This window comes from Acinetobacter sp. Leaf130 (assembly GCF_001423205.1).
Taxonomy (GTDB): Bacteria; Pseudomonadota; Gammaproteobacteria; order Pseudomonadales; family Moraxellaceae; genus Acinetobacter; species Acinetobacter calcoaceticus.
This window is the reverse complement of record NZ_LMOE01000008.1, coordinates 113,582-138,744: the sequence shown is the minus strand read 5'-3', so window position 1 is coordinate 138,744 and position 25,163 is coordinate 113,582. Positions and strand designations below refer to the sequence as shown.

General features: G+C 39.4%; 26 protein-coding genes. 8 read left to right on the top strand and 18 right to left on the bottom strand.

Annotation, left to right across the window (positions count from 1 at the left end):
- Positions 1 to 142: 142 nt before the first annotated feature.
- Together apbC and ASF86_RS16655 are read right to left on the bottom strand one after the other, a co-directional pair.
- Positions 143 to 1,333, bottom strand: a complete 1,191-nt coding sequence (gene apbC, locus ASF86_RS16660; protein WP_056483816.1) for an iron-sulfur cluster carrier protein ApbC — start codon at positions 1,331 to 1,333, stop codon at positions 143 to 145.
- 147 nt (positions 1,334 to 1,480) lie between these two features.
- The gene (locus ASF86_RS16655; RefSeq protein ID WP_056483814.1) at positions 1,481 to 1,981 is read right to left on the bottom strand and encodes a hypothetical protein; all 501 of its coding nucleotides are present in this window, start codon (positions 1,979 to 1,981) and stop codon (positions 1,481 to 1,483) included.
- Positions 1,982 to 2,265: 284 nt separating this feature from the next.
- On the opposite strand from ASF86_RS16655, the gene metG reads away from it, so the two are divergent.
- The gene (metG, locus tag ASF86_RS16650; protein WP_056483922.1) at positions 2,266 to 4,332 is read left to right on the top strand and encodes a methionine--tRNA ligase; all 2,067 of its coding nucleotides are present in this window, start codon (positions 2,266 to 2,268) and stop codon (positions 4,330 to 4,332) included.
- A gap of 89 nt (positions 4,333 to 4,421) precedes the next feature.
- On the opposite strand, the gene ASF86_RS16645 is transcribed toward metG, so the two are convergent.
- The 3 genes from ASF86_RS16645 to ASF86_RS16635 all read right to left on the bottom strand — a co-directional run bounded on the left by ASF86_RS16645 (position 4,422) and on the right by ASF86_RS16635 (position 5,697).
- On the bottom strand, positions 4,422 to 4,742 hold the full coding sequence (locus tag ASF86_RS16645; RefSeq protein ID WP_056483811.1) for a hypothetical protein: 321 nt from the start codon (positions 4,740 to 4,742) through the stop codon (positions 4,422 to 4,424).
- A complete protein-coding gene (locus tag ASF86_RS19890; RefSeq protein WP_003653431.1) occupies positions 4,723 to 4,911 on the bottom strand; it encodes an NF038215 family lipoprotein in 189 nt (62 codons plus the stop codon). The genes ASF86_RS16645 and ASF86_RS19890 overlap by 20 nt, the downstream gene beginning before the upstream one ends.
- A gap of 162 nt (positions 4,912 to 5,073) precedes the next feature.
- On the bottom strand, positions 5,074 to 5,697 hold the full coding sequence (locus ASF86_RS16635; RefSeq protein WP_056483808.1) for a LysE family translocator: 624 nt from the start codon (positions 5,695 to 5,697) through the stop codon (positions 5,074 to 5,076).
- Between the two features lie 178 nt (positions 5,698 to 5,875).
- Between ASF86_RS16635 and ASF86_RS16630 the strand changes: the two genes are divergently transcribed.
- From ASF86_RS16630 to ASF86_RS16610, 5 genes are all read left to right on the top strand, one after another.
- A complete protein-coding gene (locus tag ASF86_RS16630) occupies positions 5,876 to 6,445 on the top strand; it encodes a TetR/AcrR family transcriptional regulator (RefSeq protein ID WP_004641494.1) in 570 nt (189 codons plus the stop codon).
- A complete protein-coding gene (locus tag ASF86_RS16625; RefSeq protein ID WP_005042818.1) occupies positions 6,442 to 8,085 on the top strand; it encodes an MFS transporter in 1,644 nt (547 codons plus the stop codon). The genes ASF86_RS16630 and ASF86_RS16625 overlap by 4 nt, the downstream gene beginning before the upstream one ends.
- A gap of 40 nt (positions 8,086 to 8,125) precedes the next feature.
- Positions 8,126 to 9,241: an HlyD family secretion protein gene (locus ASF86_RS16620; RefSeq protein ID WP_005042821.1), complete on the top strand. Its 1,116-nt coding sequence runs from the start codon at positions 8,126 to 8,128 to the stop codon at positions 9,239 to 9,241.
- A gap of 64 nt (positions 9,242 to 9,305) precedes the next feature.
- The gene (locus ASF86_RS16615; RefSeq protein WP_005042823.1) at positions 9,306 to 10,187 is read left to right on the top strand and encodes a 1-aminocyclopropane-1-carboxylate deaminase/D-cysteine desulfhydrase; all 882 of its coding nucleotides are present in this window, start codon (positions 9,306 to 9,308) and stop codon (positions 10,185 to 10,187) included.
- Between the two features lie 117 nt (positions 10,188 to 10,304).
- Positions 10,305 to 11,504, top strand: coding sequence for an NAD(P)/FAD-dependent oxidoreductase (locus ASF86_RS16610; protein WP_017392315.1), 1,200 nt, complete (start codon positions 10,305 to 10,307; stop codon positions 11,502 to 11,504).
- 1 nt (position 11,505) lies between these two features.
- Here the strand turns inward: ASF86_RS16610 and ASF86_RS19450 are convergent, their stop codons facing one another.
- The 3 genes from ASF86_RS19450 to ASF86_RS16600 all read right to left on the bottom strand — a co-directional run bounded on the left by ASF86_RS19450 (position 11,506) and on the right by ASF86_RS16600 (position 13,927).
- Complete coding sequence (locus tag ASF86_RS19450) at positions 11,506 to 11,676, bottom strand: hypothetical protein (RefSeq protein ID WP_081407742.1); 171 nt, start codon at positions 11,674 to 11,676, stop codon at positions 11,506 to 11,508.
- Between the two features lie 128 nt (positions 11,677 to 11,804).
- Positions 11,805 to 13,469 carry a mechanosensitive ion channel gene (locus ASF86_RS16605; RefSeq protein WP_056483805.1) on the bottom strand — a complete coding sequence of 555 codons (1,665 nt, stop codon included), beginning with the start codon at positions 13,467 to 13,469 and terminating at the stop codon, positions 11,805 to 11,807.
- Between the two features lie 230 nt (positions 13,470 to 13,699).
- Positions 13,700 to 13,927 carry a hypothetical protein gene (locus tag ASF86_RS16600; protein WP_056483802.1) on the bottom strand — a complete coding sequence of 76 codons (228 nt, stop codon included), beginning with the start codon at positions 13,925 to 13,927 and terminating at the stop codon, positions 13,700 to 13,702.
- A gap of 290 nt (positions 13,928 to 14,217) precedes the next feature.
- On the opposite strand from ASF86_RS16600, the gene ASF86_RS16595 reads away from it, so the two are divergent.
- Entirely contained in the window at positions 14,218 to 14,637 is a 420-nt protein-coding gene (locus ASF86_RS16595; RefSeq protein WP_171056780.1) for a hypothetical protein, read from the top strand.
- A gap of 48 nt (positions 14,638 to 14,685) precedes the next feature.
- Here the strand turns inward: ASF86_RS16595 and ASF86_RS16590 are convergent, their stop codons facing one another.
- The gene (locus ASF86_RS16590; RefSeq protein WP_056483799.1) at positions 14,686 to 15,447 is read right to left on the bottom strand and encodes a ferredoxin--NADP reductase; all 762 of its coding nucleotides are present in this window, start codon (positions 15,445 to 15,447) and stop codon (positions 14,686 to 14,688) included.
- An 86-nt stretch (positions 15,448 to 15,533) separates the two neighbouring features.
- Between ASF86_RS16590 and gigC the strand changes: the two genes are divergently transcribed.
- On the top strand, positions 15,534 to 16,418 hold the full coding sequence (gigC, locus tag ASF86_RS16585) for a LysR family transcriptional regulator GigC (protein ID WP_005042839.1): 885 nt from the start codon (positions 15,534 to 15,536) through the stop codon (positions 16,416 to 16,418).
- Between the two features lie 206 nt (positions 16,419 to 16,624).
- Here the strand turns inward: gigC and ASF86_RS16580 are convergent, their stop codons facing one another.
- The 9 genes from ASF86_RS16580 to nuoH form a co-directional block, all read right to left on the bottom strand.
- Positions 16,625 to 16,918 carry a cold shock domain-containing protein gene (locus ASF86_RS16580; RefSeq protein WP_005042841.1) on the bottom strand — a complete coding sequence of 98 codons (294 nt, stop codon included), beginning with the start codon at positions 16,916 to 16,918 and terminating at the stop codon, positions 16,625 to 16,627.
- A 117-nt stretch (positions 16,919 to 17,035) separates the two neighbouring features.
- Positions 17,036 to 17,671, bottom strand: coding sequence for a uracil phosphoribosyltransferase (upp, locus tag ASF86_RS16575; RefSeq protein WP_003653460.1), 636 nt, complete (start codon positions 17,669 to 17,671; stop codon positions 17,036 to 17,038).
- Positions 17,672 to 17,771: 100 nt separating this feature from the next.
- The gene (gene nuoN, locus ASF86_RS16570; RefSeq protein WP_003653461.1) at positions 17,772 to 19,268 is read right to left on the bottom strand and encodes an NADH-quinone oxidoreductase subunit NuoN; all 1,497 of its coding nucleotides are present in this window, start codon (positions 19,266 to 19,268) and stop codon (positions 17,772 to 17,774) included.
- A 2-nt stretch (positions 19,269 to 19,270) separates the two neighbouring features.
- The gene (gene nuoM / locus ASF86_RS16565) at positions 19,271 to 20,869 is read right to left on the bottom strand and encodes an NADH-quinone oxidoreductase subunit M (protein WP_003653463.1); all 1,599 of its coding nucleotides are present in this window, start codon (positions 20,867 to 20,869) and stop codon (positions 19,271 to 19,273) included.
- Between the two features lies 1 nt (position 20,870).
- Positions 20,871 to 22,760, bottom strand: coding sequence for an NADH-quinone oxidoreductase subunit L (gene nuoL / locus ASF86_RS16560; RefSeq protein WP_003653465.1), 1,890 nt, complete (start codon positions 22,758 to 22,760; stop codon positions 20,871 to 20,873).
- On the bottom strand, positions 22,757 to 23,065 hold the full coding sequence (gene nuoK, locus ASF86_RS16555) for an NADH-quinone oxidoreductase subunit NuoK (protein ID WP_003653467.1): 309 nt from the start codon (positions 23,063 to 23,065) through the stop codon (positions 22,757 to 22,759). The genes nuoL and nuoK overlap by 4 nt, the downstream gene beginning before the upstream one ends.
- Positions 23,065 to 23,583 (bottom strand): NADH-quinone oxidoreductase subunit J, encoded by a 519-nt coding sequence (gene nuoJ, locus ASF86_RS16550; protein WP_014205902.1) that lies wholly within the window; start codon positions 23,581 to 23,583, stop codon positions 23,065 to 23,067. The genes nuoK and nuoJ overlap by 1 nt, the downstream gene beginning before the upstream one ends.
- A complete protein-coding gene (nuoI, locus tag ASF86_RS16545) occupies positions 23,583 to 24,125 on the bottom strand; it encodes an NADH-quinone oxidoreductase subunit NuoI (RefSeq protein ID WP_003653469.1) in 543 nt (180 codons plus the stop codon). The genes nuoJ and nuoI overlap by 1 nt, the downstream gene beginning before the upstream one ends.
- Positions 24,126 to 24,143: 18 nt before the next feature.
- Entirely contained in the window at positions 24,144 to 25,160 is a 1,017-nt protein-coding gene (gene nuoH, locus ASF86_RS16540) for an NADH-quinone oxidoreductase subunit NuoH (protein ID WP_003653472.1), read from the bottom strand.
- Positions 25,161 to 25,163: the final 3 nt, after the last annotated feature.

Below are 25,163 nucleotides of genomic sequence, written 5' to 3'. Positions count from 1 at the left end.
TTTTACCCTTTCTTTTTGAAAAGTGTAAAGTAGCAATCTATATGCCAATTTCAAGTTTAGCTTTGTTATTAAGATTCAGTGGTTTAATTTTTTATTTTAACCAGATAATAAAAAACCCGACTTGAAGTCGGGTTTAAATAAATCAGAAGATACGTTTGTCATCACGTGTACGCTGAGGAATTTTTTCAATCTGTTCCCACATCGCCTTAGCAATATCAATATAACTATCAGCTGCATCATCCATTGCTACAACACTAGGTTTACCCTGATCAGCATGCTCACGGATCTGAGCATTTAGAGGCAAGCGGCCTAATAATGGAATATGGTACTGTTCAGAGAGCTTGTCACCCCCGCCAATACCAAAAATTTGCTCCTCATGACCACAGTTAGAGCAAATATGGGTCGACATATTTTCAACGACGCCTAATACAGGAATTCCAACTTTATTAAATAATTCGATACCTTTAGTAGCATCTAATAAGGCAACATTTTGTGGCGTAGTCACAATGATTGAACCAGTAACTGGGATACGCTGCGCAAGCGTGAGTTGAATATCACCAGTACCAGGTGGCATATCAATCATCAATACATCTAGATCAGGCCAAAGGGTCTGATTAAATAATTGCATTAAAGCACCCGTTGCCTTCGGTCCACGCCACGCGACAGGTGTGTTGTTATCACCAGTTAAATGTCCAATCGATAACACCGCCATGCCATAAGCATCTAAAGGCACAAAACTTTCACTTTCAATAAGAGGAGTTTTGCCAGCATTTCCCAGCATAGTCGGAATACTTGGGCCATAGATATCGGCATCCAACACTCCAACTTTAAGCCCCATTTTTTGCAAGGCAAGCGCTAAATTTACAGTAGTTGTCGATTTACCAACGCCACCCTTACCTGACGAAACTAAAATAACATGCTTAATGCGAGGATGAAGTGGAACATCTCTTTGTTGCGGAGCTGCTTTTTGGATAGGTGGATTATTTGGATCTGGTTCTGCTTTAGGTGAAGCATCAAGCACAGGAGGTAGATTTGAACTTTCTTGTGCAGGACGCTTTTGTTGAACCACATGTAGATTTAGTTCTTCAATACCACACTTTTCTAAAGCCCCAGCCAAATCATCATGAATTTGCTGCAAGTGCTCTTTTTCATCAGGAAATGTATTAATGGTGAGTTGTAATACTCGACCTTGAACTTGAAGCTGACTAATGCGCTCTTTTAAAGCATCTTTTGAATGCGGTAGTAAATAATTTTGGAGTACCGTTTGGATTTCATCTTCTTTCACTTCTTGTGCGGGTGAAAAAACAGACTTTAATGAAGAAAGCCAAGACATATTGTTTACTCCAAAAACAGATCATTACAGCTTAATGGAGATAGTGTAACAGTATTGATCCGCACTCGCTCACCTTAGGATGAAGAATTGCTAATTTTCAAGCTTCCATCTTTTAGGTAAGGAGTGCAGATTTTAGTTTAAATAAACTTACTCATCAGAATCATGGTGCTTCAATTTATTTAACTTATCTGTTGCTGTTTTCTTCAACTCATCAAATTTCGCCGTTGCTTGCGTTTTTAACTCATCAAATTTTGTTGCAGCCTCATCTTTTAACTCTACTGCTTTGGCTTTGGCGTCATCAAGTTTATGACCTGCTTCCGTACGTAAATGATCGAACTTATCTTGCAAGGTATGCTGAGCATCCTCAAGTTTGCCTTTCAAATCATTTGCTTTATCTTCAACTGCCTCTTTACCAGCAGCTTGTTTATCTTTTACATTTTCCTTTAAATCTTCCAAAGCTTTTTCGCCTTGAACTTTTGCATCTGCCACTTTGGCCTTTAATTCATCTACTTTATCTTCAACAGCTTCTTTACCAGCAGCTTCTTTAGCTTTTACGTTTTCCTTTAAATCTTCCAAAGCTTTTTCACCTTGTACTTTTGCATCTGCCGCTTTTGCCTTTAACTCATCTAATTTATTTTCAGTAGTCATCGTTGTTATCCTCGTAGTTAATTAAAAAATTACCTGAATAAGTTATTAGTTATACATCGTTATGGCTTATTTTCTGACCGTAACTGCAATTTGAAACAAAGACAATACAGGAAGATTCAAATATTTTTTGATTTGTTTATCTGTTCTAAAGAGAAACGCTCTCTGACCAAAACCCATTTTTATAGAAACCTCTTGCACCAAGCCAAAGATTATTAATCTTTGCTTATCTCCCTGCATCAGTTAAAATCTTCCACCTTATAAATACGAATGAGAGAATGAAATCCGTGCGTAAAATTTTAGTCACTAATGCCCTCCCTTATGCTAATGGTCCAATTCATATGGGTCATTTACTCGGTTACATCCAGGCAGATATCTGGGTTCGTGCCATGCGAGCAATGGGTCATGATGTGACTTATGTATGTGCGGATGATGCTCACGGTACAGCAATTATGCTACGTGCCGAAGCAAATGGTATTAGCCCAGAAGAGCAAATTGCGAATGTTCAAAAAGAACACATCCGTGATTTTGACGGTTTTGGTGTACATTTCGATCATTACGATTCAACTCATAGCGAGGCGAACAAAGCCCGCTCAACAGATATCTATATTAAAAACCGTGAAGCTGGAAATATTGCAGTTCGCCCTGTAACTCAATTATTTGACCCAGAAAAAGGCATGTTCTTGTCTGATCGTTTCATTAAAGGCACATGCCCGAAATGTAAGTCAGAAGACCAATACGGCGACTCATGTGAAGTTTGTGGTACAACCTATAATGCAACTGAACTACTTAACCCACGTTCAACTTTAAGTGGTGCAACACCAGTTGAAAAATCTTCAGATCACTATTTCTTTAAACTACCGAACTTTGCTGGGTATTTACAGAAATGGACCCGTGATGAAGGTCGATTACCTGTTTCGATTGCAAACAAGCTAGATGAATGGTTTGAGTCGGGTTTAACCGATTGGGATATTTCCCGTGATGCACCTTATTTCGGTTTTGAAATTCCTGATGCGCCAAATAAATACTTCTATGTTTGGGTAGATGCACCAATCGGTTATATGTCGAGTTTTGAAAATTACATCAAAACTAAGCGCCCAGATTTAAGTTTTGATGATTTCTGGAAAAAAGACAGTCAAAACGATGTTTACCATTTCATTGGTAAAGACATTGTTTATTTCCATGCATTGTTCTGGCCTGCAATGTTGGATGGTGCAAACTATCGCACTCCAACGGGTCTTTTTGTAAATGGTTTCTTGACTGTGAACGGACAAAAAATGTCTAAGTCTCGTGGTACTTTCATTAAAGCAGAGACTTATTTACAGCATCTAAACCCAGAATATTTACGTTACTACTTTGCATCTAAACTTTCAGATAAAGTTGAAGACTCTGATTTAAATCTTGATGATTTTATTCAAAAAGTAAATTCTGACTTAGTCGGTAAAGTCGTCAATATTGCTAGCCGTTGCGCTAAATTTATCAACAGTAACTTTAAAAATACTTTATCTGCTGCATGTGCAGAATCTGAATTGGTACAAAGTTTTATTGATGCAGGTGATTCAATCGCTAGCGCATATGAAGCACGTGAATTCTCAATGGCTATTCGTGAAATTATGGCGCTTGCTGATCGTGCAAACCAATATATTGACGAGAAAAAGCCATGGGCACTTGCTAAACAAGAAGGTCAAGAACAACAAGTTCTTGATGTGTGCTCAGTTGGTATCAACTTGTTCCGTCAATTAGCTGTGTACTTAGCTCCAGTTCTTCCAACTTTGGCTGAGCAAGTTCAAGGTTTCTTAAAACTTGAGAGCTTCAATTTCGAATCACGTAAACAAATTCTTGTAAGCCATGAGATTGCACAGTTCCAACCGCTTATGCAACGTGTTGATCCAAAAGCTGTTGCAGCAATGGTGGATGCATCTAAAGAGTCTTTAGGTACTCCTGCTCCAGAAGCAACTAAAGCAGCGGCGAAAAAGGACAAAGCTGCCGAGAAAAAAGCGGCTCCTGTTCCAGCAGTTGGTGAAGCAGAAATCATTGGTATTGAAGATTTCTTAAAGGTTGACTTACGTGTTGCTCAGGTCGTTGAAGCAGGCACTGTTGAAGGTTCAGATAAATTACTTCAACTTACTTTAGACGTTGGTGAAGCTGAAACACGTAACGTATTCAGTGGTATTCGTAGCCAATACGCACCAGAAGATTTAAAAGGTAAACTGGTCGTTATGGTTGCTAACCTTGCACCACGTAAAATGCGTTTTGGTATTTCAAACGGAATGGTACTTGCTGCTGGAAATGGTGAAGGTATTTTCATTATTTCTCCAGATAGCGGTGCAAAACCAGGTGATAAAGTTTCTTAATCTGCCTTCATAAAAAAAGCTTCCTAAATTGGAAGCTTTTTTATTTTTAAAATTCGAGTTCTAAAGAAACATAAATAAGTGAATTTAAATTACGACCACGGCCACCCTTCACAAGGGTTATTAAATAAAACATATATATTTGTTAAATAGCCATTCTTATTTTCATCTAAATAATGAAATAACCCTATATGCTTGTTTTCACCTTGAAAACGTTTATCGCTGGGCCAGTTATAAGGATAGAAATCTTCAACACGTTCAAATTCTTTTAGGCTGTACATTCCATCATGATTTAAATCATATTTTCCCTGAAAAAGCTCCCAATCTAAAGATGCAGGTTCACATGCATTGACCATATTCAAAATACAGTAAGTCGCACACCCCGCAAGTAACTTAATAGTTGGATTGCTCATGATTATTCGCTTGGATATCGGAAATTTTATAATCCTTTTCATGAACTGGAGTGCCAACAATACTCATGGTCCGTTCATTTGCTGGTGGTTGCTTACTCATCGTTCTCATCTCACATCCTGTAGTTAAGATGAGAAAAACTACAGAAATGCTCACCATTAGTTTTTTCATAACGTGATCCTCATTTCTTTTTGTTTTATTTATTAAGTTACCACTTTTTAAATGTTTAAGTGCTAAAAAAGATATTTCAATTTGTATATATTTTACGCAAAAATAAAGCCAGACTATAAATCGCTGGCTTTGGATTTTTTAGATATTTTAATTAAAGATTTATCATTTGAAGAAAATTAGCTTTAAACCCAATAGGCTAACAATGCTTCCAGCAACTCGGTCAACACCAGTTTTTGCCTTTAAATACATTTTTCTAGGCTTCTCTGAAGATAGAAGCATTGCCACACATGAATACCATCCCGCATCGATCATAAAACAAATCACTGGCAATGCGACGTAGTAATAATTTGGGATTTCTTTCGGCAGTAAAGCAGTAAACACACTTGCTAGTACGACTGCAATTTTCGGGTTACTTAACTGAGTAATCAAACCATATCGATATGCCTGTTTATAGGTCATTTTTGATTTGCCATCATTCTCCATGGCAATGGGTTCTTTGGCATGTTTAATAATTTTAAAAGCTAGCCAAAGCAAATACAGCCCACCACCAATTTTTAAAATTAAATATGCAGAAGGTACAGCCAATAAGACCGCTTGTAATCCCATAACAGCTAATAGGCCAAACAGAGCCGCACCTGTACCCGTTCCTAAAGCCGTGAACAAACCATGTTTACGTGATTTAGAAATTGAATTTTGTGCCACATAAATAAAGCTTGGCCCAGGGCTTATTGCTCCAAGCATCAATGCCATCGCAATTGAAAAAAGAGGAATAAGGGACTCAAACATTGTATTGACCTAGCATTACGCAATTGCGCGGTATTCTACCAGCTTTTTATGACGCAGATAAAAATGGAGAAGATATAAATGATGAAAATTGAATTTTCATGTTTTTACAATTTATATCTTCACAACGGACAAAAATGTCCGTTAAATATATAACCTTTAAAACTCCCCAATCGATGACATGAGTAAACGTCAAAAAATTGCTGCCCATAATCGGGATGAATTACTCAATGCAGCCGAAGAATGTTTTCGTATTCATGGCATTAATGTCCCCTTACAAGTTGTGATTGACCACGCTGGTGTAGGACGAGCAACGTTCTATCGTAACTTTTGCGATCGCAAAGCTTTAATTAGCGCACTTTTAGAACGCGCGATTACACAGCTAGAGCAAAAAGCAGCTCATTTTCAACAATTCGGAGACGGTTTATTTCGTTTAATTGAAGGACACATTGGGCAACTTCCCAAGCTCGCAATTTTGCAAGATTTTTGGAGAGTAATTGATCGACAAGACCCAATTATGTTAAAAATCTATGAACGGCGAAATAATGCACTTAATCCACTGATTGAAAAAGCAATAGAACAAAAACTGTGCCGAGCTGATCTAACTGCTGATGACTATGCAATGGTTACTGCAATGTTAGGTTCTTCATTTCAAGGACATGAGCCAGAAGAACAGACTCGCTTAGCAAAACGAGCAATTGAATTACTATTTCATGGTATTCAAATACAAAAAATTCGAGGGATAGAATGAGTAAAACGCCTCGTTATTTAGAAACACCACCCGACTGGACACCAGAAGAGCAACCGACTCTACCTGGTTCACCAGCAGCTATTGCACACTCTGTACCTAAGCGGTTTATTTACTTTTTTATCGGTTTATTTATCGCTCTTTCGGCAAGCTTAAGTAATGGTTTTATTACGGCAAACTTACCTTTAATCCAAGGTGAATACGGTCTTACACCTTCCGAAGCTGCTTGGCTGCCTGCGGCCTATGTCATGGCAAATGTAAGCTCAAACCTGATTTTGTTTAAAGCCAGACAACAATATGGCCTGAGAGTATTTTCAGAAATAGGGCTGGTTATTTTTATTGCGGTTCTTGTTTTGCATATTTTTGTGCACACCTATGAAATGGCACTATTCGCTCGGATTGTGGCTGGTTTAGCGGGTGCACCACTAAGCTCTTTAGGTATGTATTACACCATGCAGGCCTTTAAAAAAGCAGACATGGCAAAAGGAATATATATCGCCTTCGGCTTTCAGCAACTTGGCGTACCCTTGGCTTGGATTATCTCTCCTTTCCTTGTAAGTACAGACAGTTGGTCTGTTCTTTACACCTTTGAGCTCGGTTTAGCACTGTGTTGTTTAGCCATGGTCGTTTCATTGAAATTACCACGTAGCTTAAGAATTTATGTTTTTGAGAAGCAAGATTTCTTCACCTTTGCCTTATTGGCTCCAGGTTTTGCATGTTTATGTATCGTGCTGACGCAAGGTCCAATTTTATGGTGGTTTAATAGCGAATGGCTTGCCTATATATTAATCGCAGGTTTTAGCTTAGTTGTTTTAGGTTTGCTCTATGAGCACTATCGAGCCAATCCATTAATTATGACGCGTTGGCTAGGCGCCTCTTCAACCCTACGTTTCATTTTTGGTGCTTTTGCAATACGTCTTTTAATGTCAGAGCAAAGCTATGCTGCTGTTAATTTCTTAAAAACAATGGGAATGGGTCCTGACCAATTTGTGCCCCTCTATGTTGTGATATTCATAGGGATTTTAAGCGGAACACTTTTTAGTGCACTTACCTTTTCACGCGAACGAATTATCTTCCACTTACTTTTTGCAGAGTTTTTGATTCTGGTCGCCTGTGGACTAGATTATCACTTAACCAGTGATGTCCGACCTGTGAACTTCTTTGCAAGTCAATTCTTAGTGGGTTTTGCTGGTGGTTTATTCATTGGGCCATTACTTCTCATTGGCTTCGCACAAACCTTGGCTAAAGGCCCTTCGTATGTGGTGACTTTTATTGTGTTGTTCTCTGCAACCCAAACCTTCGGTGGTCTTGTAGGGTCTTCTTTCTTCTCGACCTATCAACAACATCGTACGCAGAACTATCAGGCAGAGATCATTAAAGATTTAGAACAAGCAGACCCTCTAGTCGCTCAAAGGCTCTCTACCTATCAACGCAGTGCATCAATCACGACTACTGACCCAGCATTACAAACAGCTCAATCCATGCGCTCACTTAATCAAGTGGTCACTCGTGAAGCCCAAGTACGTGCCTACAATGATGTTATTGCTTTAAACGGTATTTTTGCCGTCGCCCTACTCTTATGGGGTGGATTTAATATTGCACGTAGTAAATATCTACAACGCAGAGGAATTAGCCGTCCTTAACGGCTTTCGTATTTGATGAAATAGAAATTGAGATTGATATATGTCAGATGATCAAAATAAACCGGAACAAACGCCTGCTCAGGCACCTGCCAACGAGCCAACACCTGCACCTGCAAGTAAACTGATTCCGACAAAACGCTCAACACTGTTATGGATGTTAGGTGTTCTTATTGTCGGTATTTTAGTGATTTTATGGGCATGGAGAATCGGGCCGTTTGCAACCAGTGTTCAGCAAACTGACAATAGTTATGTCAAAGGTAAAACCACAATTTTATCTTCACAAATTAATGGCTACGTTAAAGACGTATTAGTTAAAGACTTTGACCATGTTAAAAAAGGTCAAGTGCTCATGCATATTGATGCAACCACTTACGATCAAAAAGTAACACAAGCAGCTTCGGGTGTTGAACAAGCTAAAAATACTTTAGCTAATCAAACTCAATCCATTGCTCAGAAACAAGCTGATATTGTGGCGGCACAAGCCAAAGTGGATCAAGCAAAAGCTCAATACGAACTCTCTTTAGCGCAGCTTAGACGCTATCAACAGTTAGGAAATAGTGGCGCAGCCTCTAAATCTGAACAAGATAAAGCCGCAGCAGATGCTGAAAATAACCTTGCAGCACTGAAACAGGCAGAAGCCAATGTATTAGTTGCAAATGAAGCACTTAAAACAGCGCAAGTCGCAGAAGCTGGTTTAGAAGCACAAGTTTCAAGTGCTAAAGCACAGTTAGATCAAGCACAAACCACCAAAGACTATAGCGTTATTGTTGCTCCGATGGATGGCCAACTTGGTGAAGTTAACCCTCGTGTTGGGCAATATGTAGCCGCAGGCTCACAGTTACTCTACCTTATTCCACAGCAAACTTGGGTGATTGCTAACTTTAAAGAAACCCAAATTGCCAATATGCGGATTGGTCAAAAGGCATGGTTCACAGTCGATGCGATGAAACACAAAAAATTTACAGGACATGTTGAGCAAATCTCGCCTGCTGCGGGTTCCGAGTTCAGTGTATTAAAGCCAGACAATGCGACAGGAAACTTTACTAAAGTTGTTCAACGGATTGCTGTACGTATAACCATCGATCCAAATCAGGAAGGAATGGAACATTTACGCCCTGGTATGTCAGTAGTTACTTCTGTCGATACAAATTCGTAAACAGCTTTTTAAAGTTCTATTTAAAAAGTTACAATGTGATCAATCATTATTTTCTCAATTTCTAATGTTTGATCACATTACTCAATCGGTTCCTTATCAACATATTCAACTTCCCTATCCCCTGCATCTCGATATTAAGCGGTTAGACTTAATTCATCCTCAAATCTCGGGGAATAAGTTTTTCAAACTAAAATACAATCTACTTGAGGCACAGCAACAAGAATTATCACGCGTTTTGACTTTTGGTGGGGCTTATTCAAATCACATTGCTGCAACTGCGTATGCAGCTCATCTTTTTGGCTTTAAAAGTATTGGAATTATTCGTGGGGAAGAGTTAGCTGGCAAACCTCTTAACCCTACTTTAGCAACAGCTCAAAGTTTAGGAATGCATTTACATTTTGTCTCGCGCACTGAATATCGTTTGAGAGATGATGCAAACTATCTTCAACAATTACACAATCAATTTCCTGAAACTTTCATTATTCCTGAAGGCGGTTCTAATGAGCTAGCCGTACAAGGTTGTCAAGAAATTCTCAGCCAAAGTGATTTGCAAAACTATGATGTGATTTGCTGTGCAGTCGGAACTGGTGGGACTATTTCTGGGCTGATTCAACGAAGTGCACCACATCAAAAGGTTCTAGGATTTTCAGCTTTAAAAGGCGACTTTCTACTACAAGAGATTCCGCAGTGGACTAAAAAACAGAATTGGTCACTGACAGATGCCTACTGTTGTGGTGGTTATGCTAAAACTTCACCTGAGTTATTGGCATTTATAGAAAATTTCGAAGAACAATACGCTGTACCTCTTGAACCGATCTATACGGGAAAAATGATGTTCGGTCTGTTTGACCTTATCAAAAATAATTACTTCCCTGAAGGAACTCGTATTCTGGCAATTCATTCTGGTGGTTTACAGGCTGATATAAGAAACAAGCTAAGCTACTGATTCATTAATTTTTAGGAGATATTGCTCCTCATACCAATAAATGTCTTTAGCATGAGTAAGTGTCGGCATGATAGTATATGCCCCTTTTTAATTTTCAAGATTAATCGAGAATCTCTTATGTCTAACAGTCATGTCGATGTCATTGTCTTAGGTGCAGGTGCTTCTGGACTCATGTTGGCTGCACATGCTGCTAAACGCGGGCGCTCGGTTTTAATTTTAGAAAAAGCCAATAAAATTGGTAAAAAGATTTTAATGTCGGGTGGTGGTAAGTGTAACTTTACTAACCTATATGTAGAACCTGATAACTATATTTCTCATAATCCGCACTTCGTTATTTCTGCCCTGTCACGTTATAGCAACTGGGACTTTATCGGTTTAGTGTGTGATTATAAAATTGCCTATGAAGAACGTAAACACGGGCAATTATTTACGCTAAACGGCGCTAAAGAAATTTTAGAAATGCTTGTGAGTGAGTGTAATAAAACTAAAAATGTAGATATTCAAACCCATTGCGAAGTTGGACAAATTACACCCTTGGAAAAAGGTGGGTTTTCACTAAACACCAATCAAGGACATTACACTTGTGATTCTTTAGTGATTGCGACTGGGGGCTTATCGATTCCAACATTAGGCGGTTCTGGTTTTGGCTATGAACTGGCACAAAAATTTGGACATCAGGTTTTCCCAACTCGTGCAGGTTTAGTTCCATTTACTTTTTCAGATCATATTAAAGAAGTCACTACACGCTTAAGTGGTAATGCTTTGGATGTGACGTTAAGCAACTCAAAGAATAGCTTTACTGAAGCATTATTATTTACCCATCGTGGTTTGAGTGGACCAAGTTCTTTACAGCTTTCGAACTATTGGAATTCAGGAGAAAGTTTTAAAATTGACTTTTTCCCAAGCCAAGATTTAGCGACTTATTTAAAAGATAAAAAGAAAACACAGCCTAAAGTTTTATTACGTACTCTTCTTAATGAATTCACTGCCAAAAGTATCATCCAAGAGTTACAACAACTCATATGGTCAGAGCAGAGCGAAACAGCGATTGGTAATATCAGTGATGCACAGCTAGATCATATTGCTGAGCAGTTACATGGCTTCGCAGTTAAACCGTCTGGAACAGAAGGATATCGTACCGCTGAAGTTACTTTAGGCGGAATAGATACAACAGAAGTATCTTCCAAGACTATGGAAAGTAAAAAGCAGAAAGGATTGTTTTTTGTTGGTGAAGTACTCGATGTGACCGGACATTTAGGTGGCTACAACTTCCAGTGGGCATGGTCTTCTGCCTATGCTGCTGCCCAATACGTATAAACTAATTTGAGTTTTTCGAACTATTTGATGTGGTCTGTGAATCTTGTGGCTGAGCAGTAGTCTGTTTTGAGCTTTCCGACTTACTAAATACAAATTTATAAGCACTCGCTAAAAAACCTACCGTAATTCCGGCAATGACAATTGGTGCTAAAAAACGACCTGGTTTCTTCATCGTATTTTCCTCACTTATTTGTTTTTATAACGGCCAAAAAAAAACGACCACTCAATATAGAGTGGTCGAACTTATCACAAAAATCAAAGATTTTTTGTACTGTTTATCTGAAATTCAGTTTAATTCCCTTAAATTTCATCATTTTCACCTGTAGAGCCAAATGGTTTATTCACCGGTGGTTGTGCTGGATTCACCTGTACAGAATCAGCTGGTTTTGCATCAGATGAAACTGTAGATGGTGGAGTCGTTGGCGCAGATGTAGTTGTGGCTGGAGCCGCACTACTCGTGCTAGACGGTGGCTGATAAAGAGGATTTGGTTGATTCGCTTCTTTTTTAGCTTTATCAAGTAAATCAGTTAAAAGTCGTTCTGCTGGTTGGCGACCACCTAAACCGAATGCAAGAGCGAAAGCAACTGCAACTGCGCCTAGAGTCAAACCGAATGCAAGATTAACAATTGAGTCTGCAATACCCATGGCTCTTAAACCAAGCGCAAGTACTAGACCAATAATTAAGACACGAACTAAGCTAGCTAACCAACGCGAGCTATTATATTCACCACGTTGCACCACGTTCGCCACAACATTTGCGAGCCAGAAGCCAATAACCAAAATAACAGCACCTAACAGAATGTTTGCACCAAAATGGATAAACATTGCGATTAGACCACTAATTTGATCGAAACCAAGACGATCTGCCGCTTCAGATACTGCAAAAAGCATGGTGAAGAATACGATTAGGCAACCGACAGCACTAGAAACTTTAGTTTGACCTAAAAAGCGTTGTACATCTAATTTGGCAGGAATTTCATCGACACCTGTGCCTGCAATTAATTCGGCAACCAAACGCCCAACAAAACGAGAAACAATATAAGCAACCAGTAAAATTAAACCAGCCGCAATAATGTTTGGAATTGCTTGCAAGATTTCATTCAGCATTGCTGTCGCTGGCTGAGAAATTGTCTCAATACCTAAAGCTTCGAACGCTACAATCAATGTCGTAATAATAATGATAGCAAAAACAAACGAACCTAAAAATTTGCCTACATTAGAGCTTTTGAAAAGACCAATTTTTTCCGCTTGAGCTTGAATACCTAAACTATTAACAAGACCTTCAACAATACCACGTACAATTTTTGCCAAGATATACCCAACAAAAACGATAACGCCCGCAATAAAGATATTTGGTAAGAAGGCTACCGCTTCATTTACCATATTCTGAACTGGAATCAGTAAGCCTGTTAATCCTAATATTGAAAGAACAATCGGAAGGAAAAGTAACAATACAAGCCAGTAAAGAATCTCACCAATATTTTGGCTAATACCACCTACGCCAACTTCTGTACTGAGCTTATCGTCAAGCTGAGTTCTAGATAAAACATTGGTCACTCCTGCTCGTACCAACCGAGCCACGATCCAACCAATAAAACCCACCACCACAGCAGCAATAATATTTGGAATATAGACGAGTACCTGATTCACCATATTGCTGAACGGGCCACTTACTCCACTAATATTAAGTACATTGAGAGCTGCGACAACCGCTAAGATTAAAATAAACCAGAATACGACCTTGGAAATTAAGCCTTCAATATTTGGGGCTCGGCCAGTGGCTGAAGATAGTTTGGCATTGGTATTTACTTTTTGTAGTAGCTTTTTCACACCTGCCGCTACCAATAAAGCAATTATCCAACCCACTAATAAGATCACTATTGCAGCCAGAATAGGATGGAACTGATCCCAGTAATACATCGCATCAAATTGAGCGCCGCGAGGCCCATCAAAAAATTCATTCATATTGTTATGTCCTCAATTGTTCTGTTCTTTTCAGTGTTATCTCTAGGAAACACCATTCGTTGTAAAAATGACTATGAATGCGGTCTATCTCACCTTATGTTTTGAATATTTTGTAATCAACACACTTCTGCATAAATACAACAAATTGATGCAAAAGGTTGCAAAAAAGCCTTTAGGTCTTCACCTAAAGGCTTGATATCAAGATATACTGGTTAAATTATTACCTCTTTTTAACCTATATAGGTCTTTAAATTAGAAGCATTCGAAATGACTTGTGGCACAGGCTCATGTTGCATAGCTCTTTCTTCTTTAGGCACTTTGCTATGATCAGCTATCATATAAACTACAAGGGCAAGAAGAAAAAGCCCAACAATAATTAAAATATAAACTGGTAATCTTCTTTTTTTCGCAGTTTCTTCAGGACTCGTCACATGAGGTGGTTTTGAAAAATCATGCATCTTCTTTCCCCTCTTCTATTATCATTAACTTTATATTCATCATAGCAATTTGCTTTGTTGCATTGTGTGAAAAAGCATTATGCGAAGGTGTCTGTGATTGCAAAACTCTACTTTTAAAACAATTAAAATAGTATAAAATTTGCACACATTAATTTAAGCAATTAAAAATAATTTCTAATTATTTACGAACTTCATCTATGTCCCATTTGTAATACAATATGTTTTAGCGCTTACTTTTTAGAAAATAGGCTATAATAAGCCCCCATGTTTTAAAGCTTCCCTATTTTATGATGTATCGTCAGCAAAATGTAACTCTTGATCTCGACACTGACGTCACACATCAATGTTATATCCACCAGACAAGAGACGAACATCTCATTGGTATTATTGAATTTAATAAACCAAGTTATGAACTCAAATGGGGTGATCTGGAATATTTTCGTCGTCGTACTGAAGAATTTTCAGTTATGCCATTTCCTGACTGCATTAACGCCATGATTGTTGATATTCGTAATATCAATATTTTTCTGGACAATGAAGTTCCGATTTTACCTTGGCGTTTACTTGAAGAAGACTGTCCTGTTCGCTTAGTTGTTCCCCAAGACCGTTTAGAACATTATGCAGGCCTTTTTGAACCTACTTGGCTTTCAAGCGATGTAGACAGTGCGATTTCCGAAATTCGTGAATTTATGGATATGTTTGTCCATTAATAAACATATCCATAAAAATAATTTTAAAGTTCTTTTAATTGTCGTTTGTTACCAGTAATTTTCTACTGCAATATTTCCCTCACCTCGACGATTCATCGTCAAACCACGGCGCTTTAAAGCTTCTTTAGTGTCATCCACCATTTGTGGGTTTCCACAAAGCATGACATGGCTTGTTTCAGGGCTCAATTCTATACCAGCAACTTTTTCTAATTCACCATTTTCGATCAAAACTGGTAAACGATCGTGTAACTGTGCTGATGGATCACGAGTAATAATTGAAATAAATTTAAAACCGACGTGCCCTTCCCCAAAAGTTTCAGCAATCTCTTGAATACGATCGACATAAGCTAATTCAGCAGCTGTACGTACACTGTAAACCAAATTGATCTTTTGATATTTCGACCATGTATCAAAGTCTTGTAGCATCGATAAAAATGGAGCTAAGCCAGTACCTGTTGCCAATAACCATAAATCATGCGGTAAAGGCTGTTGATAGCGAGCTAAAGTAAGGTAACCATAAGGTATTTTTTCTAAATAAAGCTCATCTTCTACCTTCAAATGTTGAAGATTTGAAGTAAATGCGCCATCAGGTACCACAATCGAGAAAAATTCTAGCGTTTCATCAAATGGAGAAGACACCACCGAATAGGCACGAACAACAAGTTCTTCTCCAACTTTCAGTCCAATACGTGCAAATTGCCCAGCAGTAAATTTAAAATGTGCAGGGCGAGTCATGGTGAAACTAAAAAGAGTTGGAGTCCAGCGGTGTACAGATAAAACTTTTTCTACGCTAAATTTTTCAATTGACATGATTTCAACGTGGCATGAAATAGTGCGCTCATGTTAGCATGACAGTCGAAATAATGAATACTTTTAAACGTTAAGGCTTTTTAAACATGCGCATGACATTACGCCAGTTGGCTGTTTTTGTAGCAGTCGCTCAAGAAGGAACTGTCACCAAAGCCAGTGATGCGGTCAGACTGACGCAAAGTGCAGCAAGTATGGCTTTAGCCGATTTAGAGGATGGTCTTGGTGCCCCTCTATTTGATCGTTTAGGTAAACGACTACAACTCAATGATCTTGGTCGCTTTCTATTGCCACAAGCACTAGAGATATTAGGTCGCTGTGAAGCTTTTGAGCAAGCTGCAAAGGGTGAGTTACAAAGTATTGACTTACGTATTGGGGCAACTCTAACGATCAGTGATTACCTCATGCCAGATTTAATGGCGAACTTTTTACAGTATCACCCCAAAGCACACTTGCAATTACAGGTGGGCAATACACGCCAAATGATTGAAGCTGTCAATCAGTTTCAGCTTGATTTAGCATTAATTGAAGGCTCGTGTCACCTACCTCAACTTCAATGCATTCACTGGCGTGATGACGAGCTTGCAGTATGTTGCTCCCCTAATCACCCTCTAGCACGTTTAAATCGTCCTTTAACAGCACATGATTTTTATCAAGTTGAATGGATTTTACGTGAAGAAGGTTCGGGAACTCGTGAAGTGTTTGATAATGCTATTTTGCAAGATCTACCAGACGCTAATATTCGCCTAACCCTAGGTCACAATGAAGCAATCTTGAAAATCGTTGCTGGTGGTTTAGGAATGTCTTGTATTTCTAAACTCGCTATTGAACCTTTAATTGAAAAAGAACAATTAGTTATTTTAGAAACGCCATTCTGGCAACTTACTCGCCCACTTTACATGTTGGTACACCGTCAAAAATACCAAGGCCCTGGCCTCAAAGCATTCTTACAATTCTGTGAAGAGCAGGTTTAAGACCTGATCTTCTAGTGCCATCTTGAGTTGTTCTCAGATAACTCACCATTCTTTTCATTTTATTATTTATTACTTAAAACAATTAAGGGAAGTTAACACCTCCCTTAATTTTTTATTACTTACTCGTTCCACAAACGATCAAAAATCTTCTTTGCTGGTCTTAGCTAAACTCGGCACCCAAATAGCTTTGAGCATTGAGAACACTATTAGCGTCGAAAATGTGATAACAACTCTGTTGTAATCGCTTTATTATGATCGGTGATTTGAGTTTTTTTGGTTTTAGACGGATTAGGATCGATACGTTCAATCTTTATAGCCTTAAATTTCCCCTGATTATCTACAGCGAGAAATTTCACTTTTTCATTTCTTTTCGGCTCCCCTTCTGATGCAGGAAAATCCGAAATATGAAAGAAAATATCTCCTTCAGCCGTTCCAATAAAACCGAATCCTTTGTCAGGATCATATTGTTTAACTTTTCCGGTATAAAACTCTTGCTTCATGATCTTTACCCTACTTTTTCAATACTGTTATTACAGCAGAAAATTAAAAAGAGACTTTCAATCCGCCCTCAAAACTTTACGGTTTGATTAAGTCTCTTTTTATCATTATTTCAAAAATTAGTCTTTTTGGACACTACCAAAAATTTTATCGCCCGCATCGCCTAAACCAGGAACAATATAGCCCTGTTCATTTAAGCCATTATCAATAGATGCTGTATAAATCTGCACATCTGGATGAGCTGCTTCAACTTTAGCAACACCTTCTGGGGCAGCAACTAATACCATAACACGTATATCTTTACAGCCACTCGCCTTTAACACATCAATAGCAGCAACTAATGAATTACCTGTTGCCAACATTGGATCGATAATCATTGCAAGACGATTAGCAACATCTGGAACTAATTTTTTATAATAAGTACGAACTTCTAGTGTTTCTTCATTACGCTCCAGACCTAAAACACTAACTTTTGCACTTGGAATCAGATTAAGTACACCATCTAGCATACCAATTCCTGCACGTAAAATCGGTACAATCGTTATTTTTTTACCAGCAATACGCTGAGTAGTAACAGTTCCTGCCCATCCATTAATTTCACAATCCACAACTGGTAAATCTTTTGTTGCTTCATACGTCAATAACATAGTCACTTCCTGAGCAAGCTCACGGAAATTCTTAGTACTGATGTCAGAACGACGTAACAAACCTAATTTATGACGAATAAGTGGGTGACGAATTTCTTGAATGGCCACAGATGTTACCTAAAAATATAAAAACGTATTTATTATAATCTTTTTTTAATGCCCAATAAAAAAAAGCCTCCAGATTTGGAGGCTTTTTTGTACACTAGGATTATTGTTGTTGTGAAAGCATGAAATGTAATGGAGATAAAATTTCTGCTTTTAATGCCAAATTAATCATTGGATCTGGGTAAACACCCAAAATAATAACTAATGCAGCAGCAGCCAATACCATTAAACCACCTACTTTTTGACCCCAATGAGCATCTGCATCAATACGAGGAGTTTCTGGTGGTGTCATATACATTACAACCATCACACGTAAGTAATAGTACAAACCAATACCACTACCCACAATAATCATTGCAGCCAAGAACCAGTGTTGAGTTGTTACAGCAGCCATTACCACTAAGAACTTACCAATGAAGCCCGCTGTTAATGGAATACCAGCCAAAGATAGCATCATGACTGTTAAAGTTGCTGTAAGTACTGGACGACGCCAGAACAAACCACGGTAGTCTGCAAGGCTTTGTGCTTCATCTACGTTGTTATATGGGCTAGACATTAACGCTACCGCACCAAAAGCACCGATAGTTGTTAATACATAAGACACCACATATACAGTTACGCTACCCAAGCTCGCATAAGTCATGCTAATTAAAGCAATTAACAAATAACCAAAATGAGCAATAGATGAATAACCAAGAATACGTTTTAAGTTAACTTGACGAACAGCGAGTAAGTTACCCACTAAAATCGACAATACTGCAATGATTGTCAAAATAGTGACTAACGAATCCACCATAATTGCGCCTGAAGCAAGCATATAGCGCACGAACAAACCAATGGTTGCAACTTTAGCAGCAGTCGCCAAGAAAGTTGCCATTGGCGCTGGTGCACCTGCATATACATCTGGTGTCCATTTATGGAATGGCGCAAGCGATAATTTAAATGCAACAGCAAAGATAATGAGTGCTAAACCTAATAACACCATTGGCTGTTTGATTGCACCAAATAAAGCCTGTACAGAATCATAGAATGAAAGTGAACCAGTATATGCATAGATATATGCCATACCCATTAACAACATTGCAGAAGCTGTCGCTGAAAGTACAAGATATTTAATACCCGCTTCAAGTGAACTACTACGTTGATAAGTATAAGCAAGTAAGCCATATACAGGAATCGACATTAACTCAAGGCTAATGAAGAACGATGCATAGTGAGAACTTGCAACCATCAACATTGCACCTGCTACTGAAGCAAGTAACAAAAGATATAGTTCTTCGCGGTTATCTTTATAAGTTTCGATGTAAGCATGAGACAAAGTACAACAAGCCAATGCCGCAATCAAAATCATAAATTGATAGAACATGGTAAATGGATCAACCATAAACATGCCCATCACATTTGCCGGTACAAACTTACCGCCAAATACTGCAAATAAAATATAAAGTGCAGCGAGGTTTAGACCAACAACAGAAGTTGTTGCGATTAAATTATGATTACGCTTAATAGAAATTAACAGCATGACGACGATTGTTGTCAAAGCAACAATCATCACCGGAGCTAAAGGCATAAGCGTAGAGAGTGATACTGTGAAGTTCATGATTATTGGATCTCCACATGGTCAAGTTGAGTAGCTGTTTGCTGAACAGTTTCAACGACTTCTTGAACTGGCATATAACTATTGACCAACCACTGCATGCTTGAATGAGACATATCCAAGAATGTTTGTGGGTAGATACCAAGCCAAACGAGACCAATCGCACAAATCATCAAAATACCAACTTCACGAGCAGATAAGTCTTTTAGTGGACTAGTGTAGTGTTGCTTTTGTTCAGGGTTTGGTTCACCAAATAAAGCACGGTGAATCAAGATCAAGCCATATAAGCCTGCAAATACAAGGCTGATAGAAGCAAGAATCGTGAAGACAGGATATTTATTAAATGAACCCATCAAAATCAGGAATTCACCAATAAAGTTACCCAAACCTGGCACGCCTACAAGAGCAGCTACGAAGAACATCAAGAAAAATGGCAAGTACTGAAGCTGGCCACGAAGACCACCCATTAAACGTAAATCACGTGTATGTAAACGCTCGTAGATCTGACCAGACATAATGAACAATGCAGCTGATGACAAACCATGTGCCAACATCATGATCATTAGACCTTGGAAGGTCAAAATGTTACCTGCGTAGATTGCAAGTAAAATAAAGCCCATGTGTGAAATCGACGTATACGCAAGTAAACGTTTCATGTCAGTTTGCTGGTAAGCACACCATGCGCCGTAGAAAATACCAATCAAACCGAAAATAATCGCAATATCTGCAAACTGAGCAGAAGCTGTCGGGAAGAATGGAATTACAAAACGAAGCAAGCCATACGCAGCTGTTTTAATCAAGATACCCGCTAAGTCCACAGAACCTGCTGTAGGAGCTTGAGCATGCGCATCTGGCAACCAACCATGTAATGGGAATACTGGTAACTTCACGGCAAAACCGATGAAGAAACAGATCATGAAACCATAAGCTAGGTTCGCAGGTAAGTGGTTGGCTACAGCTAATAAATAGTTGTAATCGAAACCGATCATGCCTGTCATCATGTAGCCATAAACTACAAGACCAAGGATACCGATTAACATCACTAAACCAGCGATTTGTGTGTAAAGGAAGAACTTGGTAGCTGCGTAAACACGTGAACGACCGTTTGAACCTTTATGACCCCATAACGCAATCAAGAAGTAGATTGGTACAAGCATCATCTCCCAGAAGAAGAAGAACAAGAACAAGTCAATCGCTAAGAATACACCGATAACGCCACCTAAACTCCATAAGAGGTTTAAGTGGAAGAAACCAACGTTCTTTTGAATTTCGCCCCATGAACAACCAACAGCCAGTACACCAAGTAATGCTGTTAATAACACCATGAGCAAAGATAAGCCATCCACAGCAAGGTGAATGCCGATACCGAGTGATTGAATCCACGGTAAATAGAACTCAGCAGTCCAAGTTGGGATTTTTGAACCCAACTCATAGCTATAAGTTCCACTTTGCCAAAGTGCAAGACCTAAGCCCAAAGTAATGAGCATACCAATTAAGGCAATCCAGCGTGGCAAAGTTTTGTCGAGCTTATCGACTAACCAACAAATAAAACCAGCAATGAACGGAACAAGAATCAGCGCGGGTAAAATTAAATTGTTTTCCATTTTATTTCCCCACTACCTGAATAACGATCAAGATCATCAATAACACCACTACACCGAGTGACATACTTGATGCGTATTCACGCAATGAACCGGTTTGACGTGAGCTTGTAAAACTATTTCCGCCTTTCACAAGTGCAGGAAGAACTAACCACAAACTGTCAATCGGGTCACGGCCAAAAATTTTGGCGAAGAATAAATAAGGTTTAACAAAAACGATGTCATACAATGCATCAAAACCAAAAGCAGTGCGGCAAATATGTGCCAGACCTGCACCCAAACTTGTTTGAGCGAATGATTTCACTGCACCATAAGCAAATGTAAATAATGCTATACCAACAACTAGACCAACTAGCGCAATGCCTACTGCTAAATGCTCTGCCCCATGCATGCCTTCTACAAATTGTTCAGCCACATGGAATTCAGGAATTTTTGCAGTATTAAGAATACCAGCTACAGGTGCTTTTAATACGGCACCAACAAAAGTAGACAGTACAGCTAAAATGCCCAATGGAGCCCAGTACGTTGCACCTTTAATTTCATGGTAAGGCGTGTTTTCTTGACCAAAGAATACAACCCAGATTAAACGGAATGTATAAATCGAAGTCAGGAATGCACCTGCTACACCCACCCAATATAAGGTGTGATATAAAGCAACTGATTGGCCTTGTACCCAAACTTCACCAAGAATCGCATCTTTAGAGAAGAAGCCAATCGTCAAGAATGGAATAGCTGCTAATGCACCGCCACCAATTGCGAAACAAGCAAACAGGAATTTGTTACGTTTGAACAAGCCACCCATTTTGAAAATGTTTTGCTCGTGATGGTAAGCCAGAATCACCGCACCAGAAGACAAGAATAATAATGCCTTAAAGAATGCGTGGGCCAACATGTGGAACAAACCAGCTTGATAAGCTTCCGCACCTACAGCCATAAACATATAGCCAAGCTGACTCATTGTTGAGTAAGCCAAGATACGTTTGATGTCTGTTTGAACCAGTGCAGCAAAACCTGCAACTAGCAAAGTCACGGCACCTGTTACCGAAATGAATTGCATCACTTCAGGCGCAAGTTCAAATACGCTAAATAAACGGCAGCATAAATACACACCAGCCGTTACCATTGTTGCAGCGTGGATTAATGCAGAAACAGGTGTTGGACCTGCCATTGCATCTGCCAACCATGTTTGTAATGGAATTTGAGCAGATTTACCAGCCGCACCCAAGAACAACATTAATGCAGTCCAGATCGTAAGTGACGAACTCTTCGTCATTACTTCTGCTGCGTGTTCAACGATGTACTGAGTATTCAACGTACCAAATTGTTGGTAAAGCAAGAATAAAGCAATAAGCAAGAATACGTCACCTACGCGGGTAACTGTAAATGCTTTGATCGCAGCCCAACCATTTGCAGGGTTTGCATAATAGAAACCGATAAGCAAATAAGAGCAAAGACCTACGCCTTCCCATCCTAAGAATAACAACGCCAAGTTGTCGCCTAATACAAGCACAAGCATGCTGGCAACAAACAGGTTGAAATAAGAGAAGAAGCGCGCATAACCTTCTTCACCACGCATGTACCATGATGCAAAGATGTGGATTAAGAAACCAACACCCGTAACCATGCCCATCATGAGTAAAGATAAGCCATCTAAATGTAAGCTAATGCCCGGCGCAAAACCGCCAACATTGAACCATGTCCACAGATTTTGAACAAAAACTTGCTGACCACTTGTGGTAAATGCCATTCCAGCAATCAATGCAAATAATGCAGATAAACCTACAGAACCCACACCAATAATTGCTGCAACATTTTCAGAGAGTTTGTCTCGTCCTGCCGCCAATAAAATAAAACCGATTAGCGGAAATAATACTGTTAGATATAAATAACTCATCCGCGCATCTCACTAGCAGCATCCACATCCAAGTGATGGAAGCGATGATAGAACTGAAGGACAATCGCAAGACCGATACATGCCTCTGCTGCTGCAAGGGTCAAAATCAGAATGAACATAACTTGTCCATCTGGTTGTGCCCATACGCTACCCGCAAGAACAAATGCCAATGCAGCAGCATTCATCATGACCTCAAGGCTCATTAACATAAATAATAGGTTGCGTCGCACCATTACACCGTAAAAACCGAGTGCAAAAAGGATGGTTGCAACAATCAAACCATGTTCTAAAGGAATCTGGCCCATTATTCTTTTTCCTCTTCTGCACCTGGTTCACGTTTACCTAAGTGGTATGCTGCAACAAGGGCTGCTAGCAATAACATCGCGGCAACTTCAACCAATAGTAAATAGTGAGTAAAGAGTGCTTGACCAACTACTTTTGGTCCAATCACTTGTGCCCCAAGTGGTGCTGAAATTGTGGTGTATTCACCACCAAGCATCCAAACCAAAAGCAAGCCGAGTAAGAAACTCATGAGTGCTGGATATGCCCAAGCATCTGAAGAAAGCCATTTACGTTCTTGTTCTACAGTGTGTTGACCTAAATTCAACATCATCACCACGAAGACAAACAGAACCATAATTGCTCCGGCATAAACAATGATTTCAAGAGCACCTGCAAAAGGCGCCCCCACGATCATGAAAATACCAGCAACAGCAAGCAATGAAACAATTAGACTAAGTAAAGCGTGTACAGGGTTCGTGTTAGTCACTACACGAACCGTAGAAACGATGGCCACGAGTGCCATCAAATAAAACGGCCACATCATGGTAATAGACTCCGTACATCGATTGGTGCACTTTCTTTTTGCGCCTGACCTTTCTCTTTACCGTTAATCGCCATACCAGCTACACGGTAGAAGTTGTAGTCTGGGTATTTACCCGGACCTGAAATGAGTAAGTTTTCTTTCTCATAAACCAAGTCTTGACGTACATATTCACCAAGTTCGAAATCTGGTGTCATCTGAATCGCAGTTGTTGGACAAGCTTCTTCACACATACCGCAGAAAATACAGCGCGAAAAGTTGATACGGAAAAATTCCGGATACCAACGTCCATCTTCTGTTTCTGCTTTTTGTAATGAGATACAGCCAACTGGACACGCAACCGCACATAGGTTACATGCCACACAACGCTCTTCCCCATCTGGGTCGCGCGTCAACACAATACGACCACGAAAGCGTGGCGGCACAATCTGTTCAGCCGGTACTTCTGGATATAAAATCGTGTCACGTTTACGCGTTACATGGCTAAATACCATAAATAACGAACGTACAATCGATCCGAATCCAGCTAGAAATTTATACATTTTGTACTCCCTGCTGTCCTAGGCCTGATTCATCAGAATCACAGCACCAGTCACTAACAAGTTGACCAACGCCAATGGCAAACAAATTTTCCAACCAAAGTTCATGACTTGGTCATAACGTGGACGCATTAAAGAACCACGAGCCAAAACAAACATCATTACAAAGAATGCTGTTTTAATCACAAACCAGAATACTGGCGGAACAAATGGAATTTCTAAATTGAATGGCGCTAACCAGCCACCGAAGAATAAAGTTACGATCAATGCAGAAATAAGTACCACGTTGACATATTCAGCAACGAAGAACATCCCCCATTTCATACCACCATATTCAACATGGTAACCTTCAGCCAATTCTTGTTCTGCTTCCGGTTGGTCAAATGGATGACGGTGAGTTACCGCAACACCAGCAACCACAAAAATCAAGAAACCTAAGAATTGTGGAATGACGAACCAAACATCGCGTTGTGCTTCAACAATTTCACGAAGGTTAAATGAGCCTGCAATTGCAACCACACCCATCAATGAGATACCCAAGAACACTTCATAAGAAATGGTTTGAGCAGCTGAACGTAAACCACCAAGCAATGAGTATTTGTTATTTGAAGCCCAGCCACCAAACAATACTGCATAGACTGCAATACCAGCCATTGCCATGAAGAACAACAAACCGATACTCATGTCGGCAACACCCAGCGAAGGACTCACTGGGATAACCATGAATGAAAGAACCGCTGTTGCCATTGCAACAGCTGGTGCTAAACGGAATGTAAGCTTGTCAGCAAATTTTGGTGTCCAGTCTTCTTTGAACATGATCTTGAGCATGTCGGCAACGATCTGGAACATACCACCAGGACCAACACGGTTTGGACCATAACGGTCTTGCCACAAGGCAAGCAAACGACGTTCAATAAAAGACATCAACGCGGCAACTAAAACAACCACAAGCAAAATCACAACTGCTTGAACTACAGCATAAGCAATTGGCCAGTTCTCAGCCCAAAGTGGCGTTTGACGTATAATTTCTTGATTCATGAA